Source organism: Acidovorax facilis, assembly GCF_050626955.1.
Lineage (GTDB): Bacteria > Pseudomonadota > Gammaproteobacteria > Burkholderiales > Burkholderiaceae_C > Acidovorax > Acidovorax facilis.
Map to the genome: position 1 here is coordinate 3514341 of NZ_CP192460.1, position 18636 is coordinate 3532976.

Annotated in this window: 21 protein-coding genes and 1 tRNA gene; 5 read left to right on the plus strand and 17 right to left on the minus strand. The window is 62.0% G+C overall.

Annotation, left to right across the window (positions count from 1 at the left end; all coding sequences use genetic code 11):
* The first annotated feature begins 65 nt into the window (after nt 1-65).
* Together zapD and ACQ4MJ_RS16085 are read left to right on the plus strand one after the other, a co-directional pair.
* The gene (gene zapD, locus ACQ4MJ_RS16080; protein WP_055399185.1) at nt 66-821 is read left to right on the plus strand and encodes a cell division protein ZapD; all 756 of its coding nucleotides are present in this window, start codon (nt 66-68) and stop codon (nt 819-821) included.
* A gap of 51 nt (nt 822-872) precedes the next feature.
* Complete coding sequence (locus ACQ4MJ_RS16085) at nt 873-1091, plus strand: DNA gyrase inhibitor YacG (RefSeq protein WP_055399187.1); 219 nt, start codon at nt 873-875, stop codon at nt 1089-1091.
* Between the two features lie 95 nt (nt 1092-1186).
* Here the strand turns inward: ACQ4MJ_RS16085 and ACQ4MJ_RS16090 are convergent, their stop codons facing one another.
* From ACQ4MJ_RS16090 to ACQ4MJ_RS16110, 5 genes are all read right to left on the minus strand, one after another.
* Nucleotides 1187-1657: an NUDIX domain-containing protein gene (locus tag ACQ4MJ_RS16090; RefSeq protein ID WP_431151979.1), complete on the minus strand. Its 471-nt coding sequence runs from the start codon at nt 1655-1657 to the stop codon at nt 1187-1189.
* Entirely contained in the window at nt 1650-2522 is an 873-nt protein-coding gene (locus ACQ4MJ_RS16095) for an ATP-binding protein (protein WP_431151978.1), read from the minus strand. Before ACQ4MJ_RS16095 ends, ACQ4MJ_RS16090 begins: the two co-directional genes overlap by 8 nt.
* A 56-nt stretch (nt 2523-2578) precedes the next feature.
* Entirely contained in the window at nt 2579-3808 is a 1230-nt protein-coding gene (gene argJ, locus ACQ4MJ_RS16100; RefSeq protein ID WP_431151977.1) for a bifunctional glutamate N-acetyltransferase/amino-acid acetyltransferase ArgJ, read from the minus strand.
* Nucleotides 3809-3903: 95 nt separating this feature from the next.
* A complete protein-coding gene (gene secA, locus ACQ4MJ_RS16105) occupies nt 3904-6657 on the minus strand; it encodes a preprotein translocase subunit SecA (RefSeq protein WP_431151976.1) in 2754 nt (917 codons plus the stop codon).
* A gap of 137 nt (nt 6658-6794) precedes the next feature.
* A complete protein-coding gene (locus ACQ4MJ_RS16110; RefSeq protein ID WP_228898777.1) occupies nt 6795-7778 on the minus strand; it encodes a M23 family metallopeptidase in 984 nt (327 codons plus the stop codon).
* A 31-nt stretch (nt 7779-7809) separates the two neighbouring features.
* On the opposite strand from ACQ4MJ_RS16110, the gene ACQ4MJ_RS16115 reads away from it, so the two are divergent.
* Entirely contained in the window at nt 7810-8109 is a 300-nt protein-coding gene (locus tag ACQ4MJ_RS16115; RefSeq protein ID WP_055399197.1) for a hypothetical protein, read from the plus strand.
* Between the two features lie 46 nt (nt 8110-8155).
* Here ACQ4MJ_RS16115 and ACQ4MJ_RS16120 read toward each other — a convergent pair.
* From ACQ4MJ_RS16120 to petA, 6 genes are all read right to left on the minus strand, one after another.
* Nucleotides 8156-8231, minus strand: a tRNA-Thr gene (locus tag ACQ4MJ_RS16120).
* A gap of 51 nt (nt 8232-8282) precedes the next feature.
* A complete protein-coding gene (locus ACQ4MJ_RS16125) occupies nt 8283-8834 on the minus strand; it encodes a ClpXP protease specificity-enhancing factor (RefSeq protein ID WP_431151975.1) in 552 nt (183 codons plus the stop codon).
* Between the two features lie 48 nt (nt 8835-8882).
* The gene (locus tag ACQ4MJ_RS16130; RefSeq protein ID WP_007854512.1) at nt 8883-9494 is read right to left on the minus strand and encodes a glutathione S-transferase N-terminal domain-containing protein; all 612 of its coding nucleotides are present in this window, start codon (nt 9492-9494) and stop codon (nt 8883-8885) included.
* A gap of 109 nt (nt 9495-9603) precedes the next feature.
* Entirely contained in the window at nt 9604-10362 is a 759-nt protein-coding gene (locus ACQ4MJ_RS16135) for a cytochrome c1 (protein WP_431151974.1), read from the minus strand.
* Nucleotides 10363-10381: 19 nt separating this feature from the next.
* On the minus strand, nt 10382-11794 hold the full coding sequence (locus tag ACQ4MJ_RS16140; RefSeq protein ID WP_431151973.1) for a cytochrome b: 1413 nt from the start codon (nt 11792-11794) through the stop codon (nt 10382-10384).
* Between the two features lie 11 nt (nt 11795-11805).
* On the minus strand, nt 11806-12402 hold the full coding sequence (gene petA / locus ACQ4MJ_RS16145) for a ubiquinol-cytochrome c reductase iron-sulfur subunit (RefSeq protein WP_431151972.1): 597 nt from the start codon (nt 12400-12402) through the stop codon (nt 11806-11808).
* Between the two features lie 145 nt (nt 12403-12547).
* Here petA and mscL point away from each other — a divergent pair, with 145 nt between their 5' ends.
* A complete protein-coding gene (mscL, locus tag ACQ4MJ_RS16150; RefSeq protein ID WP_055399204.1) occupies nt 12548-12979 on the plus strand; it encodes a large conductance mechanosensitive channel protein MscL in 432 nt (143 codons plus the stop codon).
* A gap of 182 nt (nt 12980-13161) precedes the next feature.
* On the opposite strand, the gene pdxA is transcribed toward mscL, so the two are convergent.
* Together pdxA and ACQ4MJ_RS16160 are read right to left on the minus strand one after the other, a co-directional pair.
* Nucleotides 13162-14190 (minus strand): 4-hydroxythreonine-4-phosphate dehydrogenase PdxA, encoded by a 1029-nt coding sequence (pdxA, locus tag ACQ4MJ_RS16155; RefSeq protein ID WP_431151971.1) that lies wholly within the window; start codon nt 14188-14190, stop codon nt 13162-13164.
* 95 nt (nt 14191-14285) lie between these two features.
* The gene (locus tag ACQ4MJ_RS16160; RefSeq protein WP_055399371.1) at nt 14286-15047 is read right to left on the minus strand and encodes a Nif3-like dinuclear metal center hexameric protein; all 762 of its coding nucleotides are present in this window, start codon (nt 15045-15047) and stop codon (nt 14286-14288) included.
* A gap of 122 nt (nt 15048-15169) precedes the next feature.
* On the opposite strand from ACQ4MJ_RS16160, the gene ACQ4MJ_RS16165 reads away from it, so the two are divergent.
* Complete coding sequence (locus tag ACQ4MJ_RS16165) at nt 15170-16321, plus strand: S1C family serine protease (RefSeq protein ID WP_055399373.1); 1152 nt, start codon at nt 15170-15172, stop codon at nt 16319-16321.
* Nucleotides 16322-16544: 223 nt separating this feature from the next.
* On the opposite strand, the gene tatC is transcribed toward ACQ4MJ_RS16165, so the two are convergent.
* The 4 genes from tatC to ACQ4MJ_RS16185 form a co-directional block, all read right to left on the minus strand.
* Nucleotides 16545-17339 (minus strand): twin-arginine translocase subunit TatC, encoded by a 795-nt coding sequence (gene tatC / locus ACQ4MJ_RS16170; RefSeq protein ID WP_121422440.1) that lies wholly within the window; start codon nt 17337-17339, stop codon nt 16545-16547.
* Nucleotides 17340-17401: 62 nt separating this feature from the next.
* Nucleotides 17402-17863 carry a Sec-independent protein translocase protein TatB gene (gene tatB, locus ACQ4MJ_RS16175; RefSeq protein WP_055399209.1) on the minus strand — a complete coding sequence of 154 codons (462 nt, stop codon included), beginning with the start codon at nt 17861-17863 and terminating at the stop codon, nt 17402-17404.
* 43 nt (nt 17864-17906) lie between these two features.
* Nucleotides 17907-18149 carry a Sec-independent protein translocase subunit TatA gene (gene tatA / locus ACQ4MJ_RS16180; protein WP_055399211.1) on the minus strand — a complete coding sequence of 81 codons (243 nt, stop codon included), beginning with the start codon at nt 18147-18149 and terminating at the stop codon, nt 17907-17909.
* 106 nt (nt 18150-18255) lie between these two features.
* On the minus strand, nt 18256-18612 hold the full coding sequence (locus ACQ4MJ_RS16185) for a histidine triad nucleotide-binding protein (protein ID WP_055399213.1): 357 nt from the start codon (nt 18610-18612) through the stop codon (nt 18256-18258).
* Nucleotides 18613-18636: the final 24 nt, after the last annotated feature.

Here is an 18636-nt window from a genome sequence, read left to right on the forward strand (position 1 = left end):
CTTTCACCCCATGCCGTGCGCCACCGGCGTCAGAATACTCCCTGAGCCCCCAGGAACCCGCCAGCGTGATCCTTTACGAATATCCCTTTAACGAGCGTCTCAGAACCTATCTGCGGCTTGAGCAGTTGTTCCGCCGGTTGGGAGAACTGATTCCCCGCTCCCACGCGCTCGACCACCACTTTGCGCTGGTAACCATCTTCGAAATCATGGATGTGGCGGCACGGGCCGACCTCAAGTCGGATGTGCTCAAGGACATCGAGAAGCACAAGCACCAGCTCGATAGCTACCGTGGCAATCCCTCGATCTCCGAAGCGGCCCTTGACGCAGTCATTGCCCAGCTCGACCGTTGTTTCACAGCTCTCAACACCCAATCAGGCAAGTCCGGACACTTGCTCACCGAAAACGACTGGCTGATGAGCATCCGCAGCCGGGTGGGCATTCCCGGTGGCACCTGCGGGTTCGATTTGCCTGCGTATTACGCGTGGCAGCACCATGAACCGGGTGTGCGCCAGCAGGCCCTCGAAGAGTGGGCATCGACCCTGGCCCCGCTGGCCGAATCCATCTATGTGTTGCTCAAGCTGCTGCGCGACTCTGGCGTTCCCCAGAAGGTGGCAGCAGAGCGCGGTCAATTTCAGCAGAACCTGCCGCAGGGCCGCACATTCCAGTTGCTGCGTCTGCGCATTGACCCGGCCCTGAACCTGATTCCCGAGATCAGTGGCAACCGCCTGATCGTCTCGGTGCGGCTCATGCGCCTGGAAAGTGATGGGCGCCTGCATGCAAGCAATGAAGATGCGGCCTTCGAGCTGACCCTGTGCGCATAAGCTGCGGCGCCAGATAGGCAGCAGGCAAGGACATTGAGAACGACGACGAGCATGGCCAACTCTACGCACACCCAACCACGAGCACGCATCGTCACCTGCCCCAGTTGTGGCGGTGACAGTGTCTACAGCCCCGCCAACGTGTACCGCCCATTCTGCAGCGAGCGGTGCAAGCAGATCGACCTCGGCGCCTGGGCCAGCGAGGATTTCCGCATGCCTGCAGAGGCTCCACCCGCCGACGAACCTTATGGCGATCCTCGCCTGCAGCACTGACCTCGACTGGGAATTGCCCAGGATTTCAAACAAAATTGGGCTCTAGCGCGTACCAGTGAGGCTCTAGCAGCTATCAATTCAGTAGCGAACGAAAGTCATTCCGGCGAATATTCCAGGCCACGCTCTTCAGCGAGCCACTGCAGCACCGGGTAGGCACCGGGCAGCACCGGTGACACCGTCAGTGGCATCTGCTGCCACTCCATGGTCTGCCCTTCGCGCATTTCGAACTCGCCCGACCATTCCCAGACCTTGCACCAGTGCAAGCGCACCAGGGCATGTGGGTAGTCGTGTTCCGTGACTTTCCAGACACTGGCAGCGCCGATGGTCACACCCAGCTCTTCCACCAGCTCTCTGCGCAGCGCCTGCTCCACAGTTTCGCCCGCTTCGACCTTGCCGCCCGGAAACTCCCAATACCCGGCATAAGGCTTTCCCGGCGGGCGTGTGGAGAGCAACATCGCGCCATCGGCCCGCAAGAGGATACCGACAGCCACCTCGGTGTGCTTGCGCGCCGTGGTCGCGGCCGGTGTTGCAGGCGCAGCAGCGGATTTGGCAACAGAATCAACCATCGTGGCGCCCCGCATAGTCACGCGCAAACTGGTAGGCCACGCGGCCACTGCGCGAGCCGCGCTCCAGCGCCCAGACCAGCGCCTCGGGCAGGGCCGCAGTAATCGCGGCGCCAGAGACCCCGAAGGAGGCCAGCCACTGGGCGACGATGGTCAGGTACTCCTCCTGGCTGAAGGGGTAGAAGCTCACCCACAGGCCAAACCGCTCTGACAGCGAAATCTTCTCCTCCACCACTTCACCGGGGTGCACTTCGCCATCAGCGGTGTGGGTGTACGTGAGGTTTTCAGCCATGTATTCGGGCAACAGGTGGCGCCGGTTGCTGGTGGCGTAGATCAGCACATTGGGCGTGGCGGCGGCCACCGATCCATCCAGGATCGACTTGAGCGCCTTGTAGCCTGGCTCGCCGTCTTCAAAGCTCAGGTCATCGCAAAAGATGATGAATTTCTCGGGCCGGTCGGCCACCACATCCACGATATCCGGCAGGTCGACCAGATCCGCCTTGTCCACCTCGATCAGGCGCAGGCCCTGTCCGGCGTACGCATTCAGGCAGGCCTTGATGAGCGACGACTTGCCGGTTCCACGCGCACCGGTCAGCAGCACGTTGTTGGCGGGCTTGCCCAACACAAACTGCTCGGTATTGCGCTGAATCTTTTCCTTTTGCCCGTCGATCTCTTTGAGATCCGCCAGCTGCATCGCGGCCACATGGCGCACGGGCTCCAGGGTGCCGTGGCCACTGCTGCGCTTGCGGTAACGCCAGGCGATGGACAAAGACCAGTCCGGCGCTCCCAGGGGCTGGGGCAGCACAGACTCGATGCGGGCGATCAACTGCTCGGCCCGCTCGATCAGATGTTCAAATTTTTGATTCATTTCGGGCCTAGCGCCTATCTATCAAGCGCCAAAAGCTATCAAAACAGGAGCATTCTTTACGAACGATAGTCCGCATTGATGGTGACGTATTCGTGGCTGAAATCGCAGGTCCACACCGTGTCGGAGGCCTCGCCCCGACCCAACAGCACGCGCACTGTGATCTCGCTTTGCTTCATCACGCGCTGGCCGTCTTCCTCGCGGTAGGCGGGGTTGCGTCCGCCCTGAATGGCCACGTGTACGTCGTCCAGGTACAGATCAATACCGGTCTGGTCGAGGTCGTCAATGCCCGCGTAGCCCACGGCCGCGAGGATGCGGCCCAGGTTTGGGTCGCTGGCATAGAACGCGGTTTTTACCAACGGCGAATGGGCGATGGCGTACGCCACCTTGCGGCACTCTTCGCCGGTCTTGCCACCTTCTACCTGCACGGTGATGAACTTGGTAGCGCCTTCGCCGTCGCGCACAATGGCCTGGGCGAGCTTTTGCGATACCGCCAGCATGGCGGCCTTGAGGGCCTGGCCCTCGGCGCTTGCCAGAGATGTAATGGGCGCATGCGCGGCCTTGTTGGTCGCCACCACCACAAACGAATCGTTGGTGGAGGTGTCGCCATCGATGGTGACGCGGTTGAACGAGCCATCGGCCAGTTCGCGAGCCAGCTGCTGCATGACGGCAGGGGCCACGCAAGCGTCCGTGGCCATGAAGCCGAGCATGGTGGCCATGTTGGGCCGGATCATGCCCGCGCCCTTGCTGATGCCAGTGATGGACACGGTGGCACCACCAACCTTCACTTGGGCAGAAAAGGCCTTGGGCAAGGTGTCCGTGGTCATGATGCCTTCTGCGGCGCGGGCCCAGTAGCCCGGCTGCGCGTCGGCAATGGCGGCGGGCAGGCCAGCCTCGATGCGGTCGTTGGGCAACGGCTCCATGATCACGCCGGTGGAAAACGGCAGGATCTGCTCGGGCGCGACGCTGAGCTGGCGCGCGAGGGCCACGCAGGTGGCGCGCGCACGCGCCAGGCCATCAGCGCCCGTGCCAGCGTTGGCATTGCCGGTGTTGATCAGCATGGCGCGGATGGGCTGCCCGCTGGCAAGGTGGTCGCGGCTGATCTGCACCGGGGCAGCGCAAAAGCGGTTCTGCGTGAACACGCCCGCCACGCTGGCGCCCTCATCCAGCAGGAACACGGTGAGATCCTTGCGGTTGGCTTTGCGCACACCGGCTTCGGCAACGCCAATGCGCACTCCAGCAATCGGGTGCAGATCAGCGGCAACGGGGGCAACTAGATTGACGGGCATGGGGGTCCTTCTGAAAAACTGCGGCCGATTATCCGGAAAACCGTGGCACGCCAATGAAAACACGGGCCGAAGCCCGTGTTGTGTGGATCAGGAAATCAGGCGAGCTTGCCGTGGCACTGCTTGTACTTCTTGCCGCTGCCACAAGGGCAAGGATCGTTGCGGCCCACACGCATGCCCTCCGGCAGCGCCAAGTCCTGCGCCTGCGCATCCACCGTAGTTTCGACCTCGCCCGTTTCGGTCGGCGCGGTATAGGTCACGTTGGCAATGCTTTCGCCGCGGCTTTCCATCTCTTGTGCGGCCTGGTCCAGCTGCTCCTGCGATTGCACCTGCACAGTCATGAGGATCTTGGTGACTTCGTTCTTGACCTGGTCGATCAGCTGGCGGAACAGCTCGAAGGCCTCGCGCTTGTATTCCTGCTTGGGTTGCTTCTGCGCATAGCCACGCAGGTGAATGCCCTGGCGCAGATAGTCCAGTGCGGAGAGGTGGTCGCGCCAATTGGAGTCGAAGCTCTGCAGCAGCACCATGCGCTCGAACTGCGTGAAGTTCTCGCGCCCAACCTGCGCCACCTTGGCGTCAAACGAGGCATGGGCAGCGGCAAGCACCTTCTCCAGGATTTCATCGTCGGTGATGGCGCTGGCGCCCTGCACCACCTGCTGCAAGGCAATCGACACCTGCCATTCTTCAGCCAGCACCTTCTCCAGCGCGGCGAGGTCCCACTGCTCTTCCACCGATTCGGCGGGCACATACTGGCGCACCAGATCGGTCATGCAGTCTTCGCGCATGGCAGCGATCACGTCCGACAGGTCGGCAGCATCCAGGATGTCGTTGCGCTGCTGGTAGATCACCTTGCGCTGGTCGTTGGACACATCGTCGTATTCCAGCAGCTGTTTGCGGATGTCGAAGTTGCGGGCTTCCACCTTGCGCTGGGCCGACTCGATGCTTCGCGTCACAATGCCGGCTTCGATGGCTTCGCCATCGGGCATCTTCAGGCGGTCCATGATGGCCTTGACGCGGTCGCCCGCGAAGATGCGCATCAGGGAATCGTCCAGGCTCAGGTAGAAACGCGACGAGCCCGGGTCGCCCTGACGGCCCGAGCGGCCGCGCAGCTGGTTGTCGATGCGGCGGGACTCATGGCGCTCGGTCGCAATGATGCGCAAGCCACCCAGTTCCTTGACCTTCTCGTGATCGATCTTCCACTGCTCGCGCAACGCCGCCACCTTGGCAGCGCGCTCCGTTTCAGACAGGGTCTCGTCGGCCTCGATGGCCGCCACATCCTTTTCAATGTTGCCGCCCAGCACGATGTCGGTACCGCGACCGGCCATGTTGGTCGCGATGGTGATCATGCCCGCACGGCCTGCCTGGGCCACGATGTCCGCTTCCCGTGCATGCTGCTTGGCGTTCAGCACCTGGTGCGGCAGGCCTTCCTTGTTCAGGAGCTGGTCGATGATTTCAGAGTTCTCGATCGACGTGGTGCCCACCAGAACGGGCTGGCCGCGCTCGTGGCATTCACGGATGTCCTTGATGGCGGCTTCGTACTTCTCGCGCGTGGTCTTGTAAACGCGGTCCAGCTGGTCGTCGCGGCGGCTGGGGCGGTTCGGCGGGATGACCACGGTTTCCAGGCCGTAGATTTCCTGAAACTCGTAAGCCTCGGTATCGGCCGTGCCGGTCATGCCGGCGAGCTTGTTGTACAGGCGGAAATAGTTCTGGAAGGTGATCGAAGCCAGCGTCTGGTTTTCGGCCTGGATGTTCACGCCTTCCTTGGCTTCCACGGCCTGGTGCAGGCCTTCGCTCCAGCGGCGGCCCGACATCAGGCGGCCGGTGAACTCGTCCACGATCACGATCTCACCGTTTTGCACCACATAGTGCTGGTCGCGGTGATATAGGTGGTTGGCACGCAGCGCCGCATACAGGTGGTGCATCAGCGTGATGTTGGCCGGGTCGTACACCGAGGCCCCCTCGGCAATCAGGCCCTGGCTAGCCAGGATGCGCTCAGCGCTCTCGTGGCCCTGCTCTGTCAGGAACACCTGGTGCGTCTTTTCGTCGAGCGTGAAGTCGCCCGGCTTGGTCACGCCTTCACCCGTGCGCGGGTCGGCTTCACCTTCCTGGCGCACCAGCAGCGGCACCACCTTGTTCATGGCGATGTACATCGCCGTATGGTCTTCGGCCTGGCCGCTGATGATCAGCGGTGTGCGGGCTTCGTCGATCAGGATCGAGTCCACCTCATCGACGATGGCGAAGTTCAGGCCTTGCTGCACACGGTCGTGCGCCTCATAGACCATGTTGTCGCGCAGGTAGTCAAAGCCGTACTCATTGTTCGTGCCGTACGTAATGTCGGCGCGGTAAGCCTCCTGCTTTTGCTCGCGCGGCATGTTGGGCAGGTTGATGCCCACCGTGAGGCCCAGGAAGTTGTACAGGCGCCCCATCCACTGCGCATCGCGGTTGGCGAGGTAGTCGTTGACTGTCACCACATGCACACCCTTGCCCGACAGGGCATTGAGGTACACGGGCAAGGTGGCGGTGAGGGTCTTGCCCTCGCCCGTCCGCATTTCGGAGATCTTGCCAAAGTGCAGCGCCATGCCTCCCAGCAGCTGCACATCAAAGTGCCGCATCTTCATGATGCGCTTGGAGCCCTCGCGCACCACGGCAAAGGCTTCGGGCAGGATGTCATCCAGCGATTCGCCCTTGGCCACGCGCTCCTTGAACTCCTGCGTCTTGGCCTTGAGCTGCTCGTCCGACAGTTTCTCGTAGTCGGGCTCCATCGCGTTGATGCGGGTCACCGTCTTGCGGTACTGCTTGAGGAGCCGGTCGTTGCGGCTGCCGAATAGTTTGGTGAGGAAGTTGGTGGCCATGCGAACAGGACCGCCTGCCCCGCTGCAAGCAGCGCGTCAAGCGACCGAAATCCCTAAGATGAATTGAGTTCAGGTGGGTCCATCACCAGGGATTGCAAGCACTGCAATCCCGGGCCGTGAACACCGGACCCGCGATTTTACCTGCCTGCTGCAGGTGTGGCCGGCTGGCCGGGCGATGCGTGCGGCTGGATCGCCGCAACCTGCGCACCCGCAGCCGTGCCGCCAGCGCTGAGAAACTTCTGTGGGTCCTGGAAAACCCCTTGCACCAGCACCTCAAAGTGAAGGTGGGGACCGGTGGAACGCCCTGTGGTTCCCACTTCGGCAATCTTCTGGCCACGGCGCACGATGTCGCCCTGCTTGACCAAGGTGCGCGATGCGTGGGCGTAGCGCGTGACCAGCTGGTTGCCGTGGTCCACCTCGATCATGTTGCCGTAAGCCGGATGGTATTCCTGCGTCACGACTACACCCCCCGCAGCTGCCAGGATCGGTGTTCCGGTATCTGCCTGAAAATCCAGGCCCGTGTGCAAGGCCGACTGGCCGGTGATTGGGTCTACGCGCCAGCCAAACGCCGAGCCCGGCACCCGTCCGGTGACAGGTGCATGGGTAGGAATCATCTTCTTGCGGATGTGCTGATCAAAAAGGCGCGATTCGAGCACGGTCATCAAATCCACACGCTGGTTGGTCAGGCGCTCCAGCTCGTCAAGGGTGGATTGCAGTTCCTCCATGGAGAGATTGCGTGCACTGACCAACACCCCTCCACGCCCATCGGACTTCTGGACATCGGCCGGCGCCATGCCTGCAAGGCCCAGCACGCGGTCGCCCAAGGATTCCAGCTGCACCATGCGGGCCTGCATCTCGCCAACGCGGCGGGCCATGGCATCCAGATTGGCACGCATGAAACGGTCCCGCTCTGCAAACTCGTCCTTGACGACCAACCGCACCAATGACCCCACAATCGGCCAGCCTTCACGCGCGCCCTTGAGAAACACCCAGTGGTACAGCGTCGCAGCCACCAGCATGAGGCACAGCGACAGCAAGAGCCCTGCAAGGATCAGGCGGGTGCCCGACAAGTGAATGGCCCGGCTGCGCGCCAGCCTGGCGTCCGTGATAATCAGATGCACTACGAATTCTCCACGCCCGAAGACGCACACCATGAACCGCCGCCACTACGCCGTCACCCTGCAGCAAGCCAGCGAGGACTCTCCCACGCTGGCCAAGCTCACAGCGCTGACACGCGACTCCAGTGATCGGCTCAAGGCCATTGAAATGCTGATTCCTGCGGCGCTGCGCCCAGCGATCCAGGCCGGCCCCATTGATGGAGACTCCTGGTGCCTGCTGGTCAAAAGCAATGCCGCCGCGGCAAAAATACGCCAACTGCTGCCTGCTTTGCAGGCGCATTTGCGCAGCCGGGGGTGGGAGGTTAACGCGATTCGCCTGAAAGTTCAAACCTGACGGTCAACGGCAGGAACAGGGAATGCGGTGAGGAACAGGAGAAAACTGGTGCCGGTTGTCGGAATCGAACTGACGACCTACCGCTTACAAGGCGGGTGCTCTACCAACTGAGCTAAACCGGCGAAGGCTGCATTTTATCGTGGAAAAAGCAGCCTCAAGAAAACAAGGGGCGGTTATTTCACCCGCTTGAGCGATGGCCGAGCACCACCCGCAGCCGGAGGTGGTCGCGGTGCGTCACCCCCTTCGTCGCCATCTTTCCTGCCGTCTTCCGCAGATACCAGCTGCACCACGCGGTCCTCGGAAGTTTGCGCTCCACTTGCAGCAGAAGCATCTTCGGAAGACACCGCTTCTGCCAGCACGGGCGCGATGGCCCCGGCAGCATCCGCACCACCAGCCAGCACATCCACCGGGGGTGGAAACGCCATACCCTGCCCGTTTTCACGGGCATAAATGGCGATCACCCGCCCCACCGGCACGAGGATCTCACGCGGCTTGCCGCCAAACCGGGCCTTGAACTCGATGAAATCGTTGCCCAGTTGCAAGGCACTCGTCGCATCAAAACTGATGTTCAGGACGATCTCACCATCCTTCACGTATTCACGCGGCACCTGCACCGAGTCATCGACACGCACCGCCACATACGGCGTCAGCCCGTTGTCGGTGCACCACTCGTACAAGGCACGAATGAGGTACGGGCGTGTGGACGTGGATTCCTGTGCGGTCATGAAGGTGAAAGGCAACTGCTGTGGATAGGGAGCGGGGCAGGCCGCAAGTTACTTGCGCATGACCTTCTCGGATGGGGTCAACGCCTCGATGTACGCAGGGCGCGAGAAGATGCGTTCTGCATACTTGAGCAGCGGAGCTGCATTCTTGCTGAGGTCGATGCCATAGTAGTCGAGGCGCCACAGCAGCGGGGCAATGGCCACGTCGAGCATGGAGAAGTTGTCGCCCAGCATGTACTTGTTCTTGAGGAACACAGGGGCCAGCTGTGTCAGGCGATCACGGATGTGCGCACGCGCCTTTTCCAGCGCCTTTTCGTTGCCCTTGGTCGCGCGCGACTCCAGGATGTTCACGTGCACGAACAGTTCCTTCTCGAAGTTGAGCAGGAACAGGCGCACACGGGCGCGGTCTACGGGGTCGCCGGGCATCAGCTGGGGATGGGGGAAGCGCTCGTCGATGTACTCGTTGATGATGTTCGACTCGTACAGGATCAGATCGCGCTCGACCAGAATGGGAACCTGGCCGTAGGGGTTCATCACGCTGATGTCTTCGGGCTTGTTGTACAGGTCCACATCACGGATTTCAAAGTCCATGCCCTTTTCGAACAGGACAAAACGGCAGCGGTGGGAGAAGGGACAGGTCGTACCCGAGTAAAGCACCATCATGGTGGGAGGCTCCTAAAAATCAAAAGAGTGGGACGCCAAAAGCGCCCACTCTGCAAAAAAACCAAGGCACCCCGAAGGGTGCTTTCAATGGATATGACTGCTGCGCGCGTTACTTCACATCTTTCCAGAAGGCTGCGTTGAGCCTCCAGGCAATCACCGTGAACACGCCCAGGAAAATCAGCACCCAGACACCCACGCGCTTGCGGGTGTTTTGCGCGGGTTCTGCCATCCACTGCATGTAGTTCACCAGGTCACCCACAGTCTGGTCGTACTGCAGCGGGGTCATCAGACCAGGCCTGACCTGCTCCCAACCCTTGAAAACCTGGGTCTTGTGACCATGGCTTTCGTGCTCTTCAAACACTGGGCGGCGATCACCCTGCAGCTCCCACAACACGTGGGGCATGCCCACGTTGGGGAACACGAGGTTGTTCCAGCCGGTCGGCTTGGTTTCGTCGCGGTAGTATGTACGCAGGTAGGTGTACAGGTAATCCGCACCCGAACCACCCGCGCCAGCACGCGAACGGGCGATCACGGTCAGATCGGGGGGGTTGGCACCAAACCAGGCCTTGGCCTGCTTGGGATCAATCGCCGCCTTCATGGTTTCGCCGACCTTGTCCGTAGTGAACAGCAGGTTGTCCTTGACCTGCTGATCGGTCAAACCGATGTCTTTCAGGCGATTGAACCGCATGAACGCTGCAGAGTGGCAATTCAGGCAATAGTTGACGAAAACCTTAGCGCCATTTTGCAGCGAGGCCAGATCGTTCGTCTTGACGGGGGCCTTGTCCAGCGGAATGCCACCGCCCGCAGCCAGTGCAGAGCCAGCAGCCAGACCCAGGGCAGCCACCAGCGTGAGGATGAGTTTCTTCATTGTTGTTATCTCCTGGGGCTCAGTGCGCCACAAAGGTCACGCGTTCAGGCACGGCCTTGGCCTCGCCAATACGGCTCCACCAGGGCATCAGCAGGAAGAACCCAAAGTAGAACAGCGTACCCACCTGCGACACACGTTCGCCAATGGGCGAAGGGGGCTGCACACCCAGGTAGCCCAGGATCAGGAAGATGATCACGAACACGCCATACAGGTACTTGTGCCAGTCGGGACGGTAGCGGATCGACTTCACCGGGCTGTGGTCCAGCCAGGGCAGGAAGAACAGGATGATCACGGCACCACCCATCACCACCACACCCCAGAACTTGGCGTCGATCGTCAGCATCAGCACCACTGCCACGACGGCGGCACCGGCGATGCCGGCCTTGATGAAACTGGGCAACTTGGCCTTGAACACACCAAAGGCAGCACCAGCCAGCACACACAGCACCAGAACGTACATCATCTCGGTCGTGATGGCACGCAGCATCGAGTAGAACGGTGTGAAGTACCAGACCGGCGCGATGTGCAACGGCGTCACCAGCGGATCGGCCGGGATGAAGTTGTTGTACTCCAGGAAGTAGCCACCAAACTCAGGCGCAAAGAACACCACGGCCGTGAACGCCATCAGGAACATGCTCAGCGCGAAGATGTCGTGCACCGTGTAGTAGGGATGAAAAGGCACGCCATCGAGCGGTTTGCCATTGGCATCCTTGGGCGCCTTGGGGCCCTTGATTTCCACGCCATCGGGGTTGTTGGAACCCACGTCGTGCAACGCCAGCAAGTGGGCCACCACCAAGCCGAGCAGCACCAGCGGGACAGCGATCACATGGAAGCTGAAGAAGCGGTTCAGCGTGGCATCGCCCACTACGAAGTCGCCACGGATCAGCAAGGCCAGATCAGGACCGATGAAAGGAATGGCAGCGAACAGGTTCACGATCACCTGAGCGCCCCAGTACGACATCTGGCCCCAGGGCAGCAGGTAGCCCATGAAGGCCTCTGCCATCAGGCACAGAAAGATGGCGCAACCGAAGATCCAGACCAGTTCGCGCGGCTTGCGGTAGCTGCCGTAGATAAGGCCACGGAACATGTGCAGGTACACCACCACAAAGAACGCTGAGGCGCCTGTGGAGTGCATGTAGCGGATCAGCCAGCCCCAGGGCACATCGCGCATGATGTACTCGACCGAAGCAAACGCCAGGCTGGCGTCGGGCTTGTAGTGCATGACCAGGAAGATGCCGGTCACGATCTGGATCACCAGCACAACGAGGGCCAGCGAGCCGAAGATGTACCAGAAGTTGAAGTTCTTCGGAGCGTAGTACTCCGACATGTGCACCTTGTAGGCGTCAAAAGCGGTCGGGAAGCGGTTCTCGAACCAGTTCGTGACCTTGGCGCCTGCCGAGGCGTTGGGGGAGATTTCCTTGAATTCAGCCATGTCGATTTACCTCAGGCCTTCTTGTCTTCGCCGATCAACAGCAGCGTGTCGGACAGGTACATGTGCGGCGGCACTTCCAGGTTGTCAGGCGCCGGCTTGTTTTTGAAGACCCGGCCAGCCACGTCGAACGTGGAGCCGTGGCAGGCGCACAGGAAGCCACCGTGCCAGTCGTCTGGCAGCGAGGGCTGTGGGCCGGTCTGGAACTTGTCTCCGGGCGAGCAACCCAGGTGGGTGCAGATGCCCACGCCCACAAACACTTCCGGCTTGATCGAACGGTGCTGGTTCTTGGCGTACTCGGGGGTGGGGTACGTCTTGCGATCCGAATTGGGATCGGCCAGCTGCGATTCCGTCTGAGCGAGAGACTCCAGCTGCTGGGGAGTGCGCTTCAGGATCCACACGGGCTTGCCACGCCATTCAACGGTCAGCTTTTCGCCGGGCTGAAGGGCGGAGATGTCCACCTCTACAGCGGCACCGGCCGCTCTGGCTTTTTCCGAAGGCTGAAAACTACTGACGAAAGGCACTGCAACTGCCACTCCGCCAGCGGCACCGGCACATCCGGACGCAATCAGCCACGTCCTTTTACTGGTGTCGACTGGTGTGTCACTCATGGGGATCCTCGGTAAACATCGCTATTGTTGGGTCAACCGCGAATTGTAGCGGAGTGAAAATGGTTATTTCAAAGTGGGTGACTGTCTTGACAGGGCACCGCGCCGGGCAATACTCCGGCATCACCATTCAAACAAGGAGCACACCATGGGGATGATGCAGGAGTTCAGGGAGTTTGCGGTCAAGGGCAATGTGATCGACCTTGCCGTCGGCGTGATCATTGGAGGGGCGTTCGGCAAGATTGTGGATTCGGTCGTGTCCGACCTGATCATGCCGGTGGTGGGACTGGTGTTCGGCAAACTCGACTTTTCCAACCTCTTCGTGGTGCTGGGGTCCGTGCCACCGGGCACGGCCATGACGCTCGATGCCCTCAAGAAGGCGGGCGTGCCGGTGTTTGCCTATGGAAACTTCCTGACCGTGGCCGTCAACTTCATCATTCTGGCGTTCATCATCTTCATGATGATCAAGCAGATCAACCGCCTCAAGCGCGAAGCCCCTGCGCCAGCCCCCGAAGCCCCAGCCGCACCCGCCGAAGACATCGTCCTGTTGCGCGAGATCAGAGATAGCTTGAAAAAATAACGCCCCTTTGAGTCGCTACGCGCCTTCCCCCTGAAGGGGGACGCCGCCAGAGGGGCGGAGTGGCCCATGCGCGGTGACTGCTGGCTCGGGGCGCGCCAGTTTGAAGCCCCATCCCTCAACAATCCGCTATCGAATTGATAGTTTTTTGTTTTTGCGCTTAGCCACAGCGCCATGGGACTGTTTCATCCACAAAGGGTCCGCGCCATGCGCACGGCCTCGATGAGGCTTGCAGCATCGGCAATACCTTGCCCCGCTATGTCAAACGCGGTGCCGTGGTCGGGGCTGGTGCGCACCAGGGGCAAGCCCAGGGTCACGTTCACCCCCTTGTCCACCCCGAGGTACTTCACCGGGATAAGCCCCTGGTCGTGGTACATGGCAATGACCACGTCGAACTCTCCAGCGCGATGGGGCGTACTGCGCGCGCGCATGAACACCGTGTCAGGAGCGAAGGGCCCCTGTACATCCAGCCCCTGCGCGCGCGCAGCGGCGATGGCCGGCGCAATCACCTCGGCTTCCTCATTACCGAACAGCCCGCCCTCGCCCGCGTGGGGATTGAGCCCCGCCACCGCGATGCGCGGCGCCCGCCCCAGGCTGCGCACCAGGGCAGCGTGCGTGATTTGCAACGTCTGCAGGACGTTGTCCGTGGTGACCGCCGCAATGGCATCGCGCAGCGACATGTGGATGCTGACCAGCACCGTGCGCAGCTCGTCGCTGGCGAGCATCATGCGCACGGGCATTTGCGCCAGCGATACCCCCTGGTGCGCGGCGGCCTCGGCCTGCAGCAGCTCGGTGTGGCCCGGAAACGCCACGCCCGCTGCCGCCAGGGCCTCCTTGTGCAAGGGCCCCGTGACCAGCCCCGCCACCTCGCCCCGCAGCGCAGCGTGGGCGGCCCAGACCACGCTGTCTGCGGCGGCACGGCCAGCGGCGGCGCTAACCTGCCCCCAGGGCTGCGGGCCAGGAATGCTTGGCAACTGCAACACCGGAACACATCGGGGCGGCATGTCCAGCACATTGGCAGGGTAGGTGATGTGCGCGACAGGCACCATCGGCACGCCGGGCCGCACGATGGCCTGGGCCGCACGCCGCAAGGTGGCGACATCGCCCACCACGAAGCAACCCACCAAATCGGCTGGCGCATCGCGAAAGGCCTTGGCCACGATTTCGGGGCCGATGCCGGCAGGATCACCCTGGGTAATGGCGAGAGGCTTCATGGAAGTTTGATTTCAGATAAAAAGTGACCCTAGCGCTTTATTGATAAGCGCAAATAGCTATTATTTTTATAGCTAAAAACCCAGGCTACCAGCGATCAGGCAGGATTGTCGATCTCGATGAATTGGTGGCCCAGACCCAACCGCCCTGCAACCTGCGCCGCCACCGCAGGCGCCCCATAACGCTCGGTCGCGTGGTGCCCTGCGGCGATAAAACCCACCCCCATCTCGCGGGCCAGATGCGCCTGGGGCTCGGAAATCTCGCCGGTGATGAACACGTCGGCCCCAGCCGCAATCGCCGCCTCGAAGTAGCCCTGCGCGCCTCCTGTGCACCAGGCCACGCGGCAGACTGGCCGCTGCGCAGCAGCGCCTTCCGGCGGCACCCAGGTGACGGGACGGCCCAGGGCCTGCGCGACATGGTCTGCCAGGGCCTGCCCATCGGCAAACGCGGCAGGCCCGGCAAAGCCCAGATCGTTCTCGCCAAACCGCGCGTCGGCCACGAGCCCCAGCACCCGGCCTAGCTGGGCGTTGTTGCCCAGTTCCGGGTGGGCATCCAGCGGCAGGTGGTAGGCAAACAGGTTGATGTCATGCGCGAGCAGCAACTGCAAACGCTGCTTCATCCAGCCCGTCACCCGGCCGTCTTGCCCGCGCCAGAACAGGCCATGGTGCACGAAGATGGCATCCGCTTGGGCAGCAATGGCCGCGTCGATCAGGGCGCGGCTGGCCGTCACGCCGCTGACGATGCGGCTGATCTCGGCCTTGCCCTCCACCTGCAAGCCGTTGGGGCCATAGTCCTTGAAGCGCTCGGGTTGCAGCAGGCTGTCAAACGCCTGCAAAAGTTTGGTGCGGGAAATGCTCATGCAGCTATTGTCGCGCGTGGCCCACGCCCACACATGGGGGACAATGCTTTTCTCCGGGAGGCAGCCGTGGCATGCACACCGCCCGCCGCCCCTTCTCCAGCCCATCACCTGTACAGAATTTCATGAAACGCATCTGGCTGTTGTTCTCGCAGGCCGTCACGGTGTTCGTTGCGGCCTACTTCGTTGTCGCCACCCTGCAGCCGAGCTGGCTGGGCCGGGGCGCCACCACACGCTCCGGCGCGGGCATTGCGCTGCTCGAAGCACCCCCTGCCCCGGCCAATGCGCAGCCTGCGGCGGGCAGCTTCAGCGCTGCGGCGCGCCAGGCGGCGCCTGCGGTGGTCAGCATCAACACCAGCAAGGCCGTGCGCCATCCGCGCAGCAACGACCCCTGGTTCCAGTTCTTCTTTGGCGACCAGGGGGCCCAGGCGCAGGCCGGGCTGGGCAGCGGGGTGATCGTGAGCCCCGACGGCTACATCCTGACCAACAACCACGTGGTGGAAGGCGCCGACGAGATCGAAGTGACGCTGACCGACAGCCGCCGCGCCCGCGCCCGCGTGATCGGCACCGACCCCGACACCGACCTGGCCATCCTCAAGATCGAACTCGACAAGCTGCCCGTCATCGTGCTGGGCAACTCGGACGTACTCGCCGTGGGCGACCAGGTGCTGGCCATAGGCAACCCGTTTGGCGTGGGCCAGACGGTGACCAGCGGCATCGTGAGCGCGCTGGGCCGCACACAGCTCGGGATCAACACCTTCGAGAACTTCATCCAGACCGATGCGGCCATCAACCCTGGCAACTCGGGCGGCGCGCTGGTGGATGTAAATGGCAACCTCATGGGCATCAACACGGCCATCTACTCGCGCTCGGGCGGCAGCATGGGCATCGGCTTTGCAATCCCCGTGTCTACGGCCCGCATGGTGCTGGATGGCATCGTGCAGGACGGCCAGGTCACACGCGGCTGGATTGGCGTGGAGCCCAACGAACTCTCACCCGAACTGGCAGAAACCTTCGGCGTGAAAGCCACCGAGGGCGTGATCATCACCGGCGTGCTGCAGGACGGCCCCGCCGCCCAGGCGGGCATGCGGCCCGGCGATGTGATCGTGCGGGTTGAAGGTAGGAAGGTGAGCAATGTGTCCGAGTTGCTGACCGCCGTGGCGGGGCTCAAGCCCGGCACTGCAGCACCATTCAACGTGCAGCGTGGCGACAAGATGGTGGAACTGAGCATCAACCCCGGCGTGCGCCCCAAGCCTCAGCGCAATGTGAGGCGGTAAGCCCCCTCTGAGGCGCTGCGCGTTTTCCCAAAGGGAGACGCCTCCAGCGGCCTCGCAAAGCCGGTTCCGCGGTGGCACTGGTATTGGGCACGCGCCAGTTTTTAGGGGCTGCGCGCAGAACATCGCGACATGGCCGCTGATGCAACCCGTCAGCTATTAAAAATATAGCTTGGAGCGCTTATCCAACAAGCGCTAGAGCTCATTTTCACGAAAAACTCAACCTTCAGGCGTTGGAGGCGGGCTCGCTACCCTCTTCCGGGGCTTTGGTGTGCTTGATGAAGATCTGCGCCGCCCAGATGCCCACCTCGTACAGCAGACACATGGGGATCGCCAGCGACAGCTGCGACACCACATCGGGCGGCGTGACGATGGCAGCGATCACAAAGGCGATCACAATGAAATAGCCACGAAACTCCCGCAGCTTCTGCACGCTCACGATGCCCATGCGGGCCAGCACCACCACGGCAATCGGCACCTCGAAGGACAAGCCAAACGCCAGGAACATCGACAGCACAAAGCTCAGGTAGGCCTCGATGTCTGGCGCGGCGGTGATGCTCTTGGGCGCAAAGCTCTGGATAAACGCAAACACCTGGCCAAACACCAGGTAGTAGCAAAACGCCACCCCGATGAAGAACAGCAGCGTGCTGGAGATCACGAGCGGCAGCACCAGCTTCTTTTCGTGCGAATACAGGCCAGGCGCCACAAAGGCCCACACCTGCCACAGCACAAACGGCAGTGCCAGCAAAAAGGCCGACATCAACAATATCTTGAGCGGCACCATGAACGGCGAGATCACCGACGTGGCGATCAGCGTGGCGCCCTTGGGAAGGTGGGCCACCAGCGGCGCCGCCAGAAAGTCATACAGCGCGCCGGGGCCAGGGAAGAAGAACAAAATCGCCGCCGCAATCGCGATGGCAATGATGGCCTTGACCATCCGGTCGCGCAGCTCCATCAGGTGCTGCACAAACGGCTGCTCGGTACCGGCCAGCTCGTCTTCTTTGGAAGGGGTTTCGGACATGTTGGGTTTTCGTGGGCGTCAGGGCCGCCCATGCAGCGCGCGGTGCGCTGGTGGCTGCTGCATCAATGGAATTTACGGGGACGGAAACGCGCCACACGGGCCGCGCCGGACTGTGCCTTGGTGCGCACACCGCTTCGGGCCTTGTACCACTGGGGCACCGCACCCCGCTTGAGGCGCCAGTTCTTGCCGGGGTGTTTGTAAGCCGGCACGACGGCGGTCTGGTCCTGCAACGCCGAGCTGGCGGTGTCGGTAGCCTCGGCCCAGTCCTTTTCGAACTCGCTGGCGCTGGTCTGGATGGAGTTGTGCACATCGCGTGCGGCGTTCTCCACCGTGTCCTTCATTTTCTTGAGCTCGTCGAGCTCCATGGACCGGTTGACCTCGGCCTTCACATCGGACACGTAACGCTGGGCCTTGCCCAGCAGGGTGCCCACCGTGCGGGCCACACGGGGGAGCTTCTCGGGCCCGATGACTATAAGAGCCACCGCGCCGATCAGCGCCATCTTGGACAGGCCAATATCAATCATGGATCAAGCGCAAAGCGTGCGGGTGCCAGCGGGAACAGCCCGCTCAGCTCTTTTGCTTGGCTTCGACATCGATGGTGGTCTTGTCGGTCGCAGGGTTGTTGGCAACCTGGCCTGCGGGTGGGGTGGTGGTGGCTGCCGCGTCGGCCGAACCGTCTTTCATGCCGTCCTTGAAGCCCTTGACGGCGCCCCCGAGATCGGAGCCCATGTTCTTGAGCTTCTTGGTGCCGAACACCATGACGACGATCAGCAGCACGATCAGCCAGTGCCAGATGGAAAAAGAGCCCATGGAATATCTCCTAACGAATTGCAATCATTTTAGACGGGGGGCGTGACAGGAGTTCACAGCCCAAGCAGAACTGCGGGAATCTCCCTGCACGACCCGTCAGCCTGGTTCAGCCTTTGAGCCACGGACGGGGACCGCCCATCACATGGATATGGAGGTGGTGGATTTCCTGCCCACCTTCAAGCCCCGTGTTTACCACGACGCGAAAGCCACCCTCCGGGTACGGGTTGCAGCCCTGCTCCATTGCCAGCTTCGGCGCCAGCGCCATCATGCGCCCCAGCACACCCGCGTGTTCCTCGGTGACCTGCGCCATCGAAGGGATATGCAGCTTGGGCACCATCAGAAAGTGCACCGGCGCCCAGGGGTGGATGTCGTGGAAGGCGAAAATTTCTTCGTCTTCATAGACCTTCTTCGAAGGAATCTGGCCTGCGATGATTTTGCAGAAGAGGCAGTTCGGATCGTGCATGAGGAAAATGTCAGTACAAAATTA

Coding starts and splice junctions, on each gene's coding strand:
- ACQ4MJ_RS16160 (WP_055399371.1), bottom strand. CDS start 15,047: ATGAGCATTTCCCGCACCAAACTTTTGCAGGCGTTTGACAGCCTGCTG.
- ACQ4MJ_RS16135 (WP_431151974.1), bottom strand. CDS start 10,362: ATGAAGAAACTCATCCTCACGCTGGTGGCTGCCCTGGGTCTGGCTGCT.
- ACQ4MJ_RS16130 (WP_007854512.1), bottom strand. CDS start 9,494: ATGATGGTGCTTTACTCGGGTACGACCTGTCCCTTCTCCCACCGCTGC.
- ACQ4MJ_RS16115 (WP_055399197.1), top strand. CDS start 7,810: ATGAACCGCCGCCACTACGCCGTCACCCTGCAGCAAGCCAGCGAGGAC.
- mscL (WP_055399204.1), top strand. CDS start 12,548: ATGGGGATGATGCAGGAGTTCAGGGAGTTTGCGGTCAAGGGCAATGTG.
- ACQ4MJ_RS16165 (WP_055399373.1), top strand. CDS start 15,170: ATGAAACGCATCTGGCTGTTGTTCTCGCAGGCCGTCACGGTGTTCGTT.
- argJ (WP_431151977.1), bottom strand. CDS start 3,808: ATGCCCGTCAATCTAGTTGCCCCCGTTGCCGCTGATCTGCACCCGATT.
- secA (WP_431151976.1), bottom strand. CDS start 6,657: ATGGCCACCAACTTCCTCACCAAACTATTCGGCAGCCGCAACGACCGG.
- ACQ4MJ_RS16140 (WP_431151973.1), bottom strand. CDS start 11,794: ATGGCTGAATTCAAGGAAATCTCCCCCAACGCCTCGGCAGGCGCCAAG.
- ACQ4MJ_RS16090 (WP_431151979.1), bottom strand. CDS start 1,657: ATGGTTGATTCTGTTGCCAAATCCGCTGCTGCGCCTGCAACACCGGCC.
- tatB (WP_055399209.1), bottom strand. CDS start 17,863: ATGATTGATATTGGCCTGTCCAAGATGGCGCTGATCGGCGCGGTGGCT.
- tatA (WP_055399211.1), bottom strand. CDS start 18,149: ATGGGCTCTTTTTCCATCTGGCACTGGCTGATCGTGCTGCTGATCGTC.
- ACQ4MJ_RS16085 (WP_055399187.1), top strand. CDS start 873: ATGGCCAACTCTACGCACACCCAACCACGAGCACGCATCGTCACCTGC.
- petA (WP_431151972.1), bottom strand. CDS start 12,402: ATGAGTGACACACCAGTCGACACCAGTAAAAGGACGTGGCTGATTGCG.
- tatC (WP_121422440.1), bottom strand. CDS start 17,339: ATGTCCGAAACCCCTTCCAAAGAAGACGAGCTGGCCGGTACCGAGCAG.
- ACQ4MJ_RS16185 (WP_055399213.1), bottom strand. CDS start 18,612: ATGCACGATCCGAACTGCCTCTTCTGCAAAATCATCGCAGGCCAGATT.
- ACQ4MJ_RS16095 (WP_431151978.1), bottom strand. CDS start 2,522: ATGAATCAAAAATTTGAACATCTGATCGAGCGGGCCGAGCAGTTGATC.
- ACQ4MJ_RS16125 (WP_431151975.1), bottom strand. CDS start 8,834: ATGACCGCACAGGAATCCACGTCCACACGCCCGTACCTCATTCGTGCC.
- pdxA (WP_431151971.1), bottom strand. CDS start 14,190: ATGAAGCCTCTCGCCATTACCCAGGGTGATCCTGCCGGCATCGGCCCC.